This is a genomic window from Conyzicola sp., from assembly GCF_057073975.1.
In genome coordinates this window covers 1-2,407 of record NZ_JBXMIS010000110.1, presented here as the reverse complement: position 1 = coordinate 2,407, position 2,407 = coordinate 1, and the positions used below count along the sequence as shown (strand labels likewise).

At 71.5% G+C, this 2,407-nt stretch carries 3 protein-coding genes; 1 reads left to right on the top strand and 2 read right to left on the bottom strand.

What is annotated here, in order from left to right; genetic code table 11:
• Positions 1-1,151: GNAT family N-acetyltransferase (locus AC14A7_RS10020; RefSeq protein ID WP_484008593.1), on the bottom strand; the 1,151-nt coding region annotated here is incomplete at its 3' end.
• 195 nt (positions 1,152-1,346) lie between these two features.
• Here AC14A7_RS10020 and AC14A7_RS10015 point away from each other — a divergent pair.
• Entirely contained in the window at positions 1,347-2,033 is a 687-nt protein-coding gene (locus AC14A7_RS10015; RefSeq protein WP_484008591.1) for an RraA family protein, read from the top strand.
• On the opposite strand, the gene AC14A7_RS10010 is transcribed toward AC14A7_RS10015, so the two are convergent.
• Positions 2,030-2,407 (bottom strand): diaminopimelate epimerase (locus AC14A7_RS10010; protein WP_484008589.1); only part of this gene is annotated, 378 nt, incomplete at its 5' end. The two genes, AC14A7_RS10015 and AC14A7_RS10010, sit on opposite strands and share 4 nt — an antisense overlap.

Below are 2,407 nucleotides of genomic sequence, written 5' to 3'. Positions count from 1 at the left end.
GCGCTGAGGGCGTTGACGGTGAGGGTCAGGTCGGGTGTGGCGGACTCGACGCGCTCGACCCCCGCATCCGTCAGCGCATAGGTGCCCGCCGCGAAGCCGAGGTCGTCGGTCACCTCGATCGTGAGGTCGATCGGGGTCGCGAACCGGCGCGCGGTGAGCGACGCCGCAACATCGAGGATGCGCAGCCACAGGTGATCGTGGTGCGTCGCCGTGATCGCCCGCTGGTCGGCGACCTGCCAGATGACCGGCTCCGATGCGGAGCGCAGCGGCACTTTCACGGTCGACACCAGGTCGAGCTCGAGCAGGTGCTGCCAGAGGCCCGCGTAGGCGTCGGGGGTCAGCGACAGCAGGTACGGCACGGTCGCCTCGTGCTTGCTGTAGTCGGTCGGGTGCTCTGTGAGTGTGTAGAGCGCGAAGCCCTGCGGCTCGCCGTTCTCGTCGTCGTAACGCACGCTGCGGATCTTGCGCCCCGCATCCTCCTGGCCGACGGTGAGGCCGAAGATGCGGTCCCACAGCCGCGGCCACGCCTCGATCTCGCCGGGCGCCTGCCGGCGCGCCCTCGCGATGAGGGCGTCGGCCTCGGAGCGCAGCTGCTCCCGGTCGACGAACTGCACACGACCGGATGCCGCCGGGCCGCTCCAGCGCGCCTTGCGCACGTCGAACTCGAGGTCGGCAACCACCTGCGCCGGAGCGAACCCGAAGCGCCCGTAGATGGTCGCCTCGCTCACGGTGAGCATCGCGAGCGGCAGCCCGAGGGCGTTGGCGGTGCGCAGCTCGGCCTCAAGAAGGTTGCGCGCGATGCCGCGCCGGCGGTGCGTCGGGGCGACGGTGACGGCGCTGATCGCCCAGGCATCCACCGTTCCGCCGGGAACGGTCAGCGGTGTCGGCCACGAGTTGACGGTGGCGACCGGCATGCCCGGCTCGGCCGCGGTAGCGTCGTACACCCCGGTCGTGCGCCGGTTGGCGACGCCCTGCATGAAGCCGACGACCTCGTCTGGCTTCAGCCAGTCGCCGTGAAAGCCGCGGTTGTCGGCCTGGATCCACCGCTCGAAGCTCGCCGCGTCGTCGGTGTCGACGAGCTGCAGCCGCAAGCCGTTCGCCTCGAGCGCCCGCGCGCTTGCCGCGTCGATGGGTTGGGTCGTGTGGTTCATGGTTTCAGCGTACGGGGGTGCGGGTGGTGGCGTCGCGGACGGGAGCTCTGGCGTGCTCCCGACGTGGACGACGCGTCCTCGAGATCTGGCGCCTGGCAGCGCAGCCGAAACGGTGCGCCGCAGGAATTCTGCCGAATCCCGCAGCGCTGCTGCCATGCGGTGTGCGCGGCCGAAGCGGTGCGGCATCCTGTGAGCATGAACCTCGACGAGCTCACCACCGCCCACATCGCCGACGCCTGCATCCGCGCCGGGTTGCCGGTGCGGTGCGGGCCGGCTGCGCTGCAGGGCGTCGCGCGCGGCATGCGGGTGGCGGGGCGCGTGCTGCCCGTTCGGCACGCCGGCAGCGTCGACCTCTACCTCGAGGCGCTCGAGACCGCACTGCCCGGCGACGTGCTCGTCGTCGACAACGACGGACTCGCAAGCGAGGCCTGCGTCGGCGACCTCGTCGCGCTCGAGGTGCAGCACGCCGGCCTCGCGGGCATCGTCATCTGGGGGCTGCACCGCGACACCGCCGACATCCTCGAGATCGGGCTGCCGGTCTTCAGCCTCGGCTCCACGTCGACGGGGCCGCTGCGGGTCGAGGCCGCCAAGCCCGACGCGCTGAGCGCCGCGACCATCGGCGAGTGGACCGTGACCACAGAGGATGTCGTCATCGGCGACGAGGACGGCATCGTGTTCGTCGAGGCCGCATCCATCGATCGCGTCCTCGGGATCGCCCGGGGCATCCGTGACACCGAGCGCAGGCAGGCAGAGCTCATCCGCGGGGGTCGCCCGCTGCGCGAGCAGGTGCGTTTCGCCGAGTACATCGCCGCTCGGGCAGAGAATCCCGTGCTCACGTTCCGCGAGCACCTGACGGCCACCGGCGGCGCGATCGAGGTCTAGATCGAGAGGTCGCCCTCGTAGACGAGCTCAGCCGGCCCCGACAGCGACACGTGCTCCCCATCCTCCGTCGGGAACATGCGCACGCCGAGCACACCGCCCGGCACCTCCACCCTCCATTGGTTCGGGGCTCCGGATCCTGCCCAGTGCCGCACCGCGAGGGCGGCCGCGGCAGCACCCGTGCCGCACGACAGGGTCTCGCCGCTGCCGCGCTCGTGCACGCGCATGCGGATGTGCCCGACGCCGTCGCGCACCATGGGGTCGGCCGGCACGACGAACTCGACGTTGGCTCCCTCGGCGGGAGACGGGTCGAGCATCGGGATGAAGCTGAGGTCGGCCGCATCCAGTTCGCTGTCGCTGGCCAGGGCGACCACGAC

Excerpts from the sequence above, each read along its gene's own strand:
- AC14A7_RS10015 (WP_484008591.1), top strand. The coding sequence starts at position 1,347 with ATGAACCTCGACGAGCTCACCACCGCCCACATCGCCGACGCCTGCATC.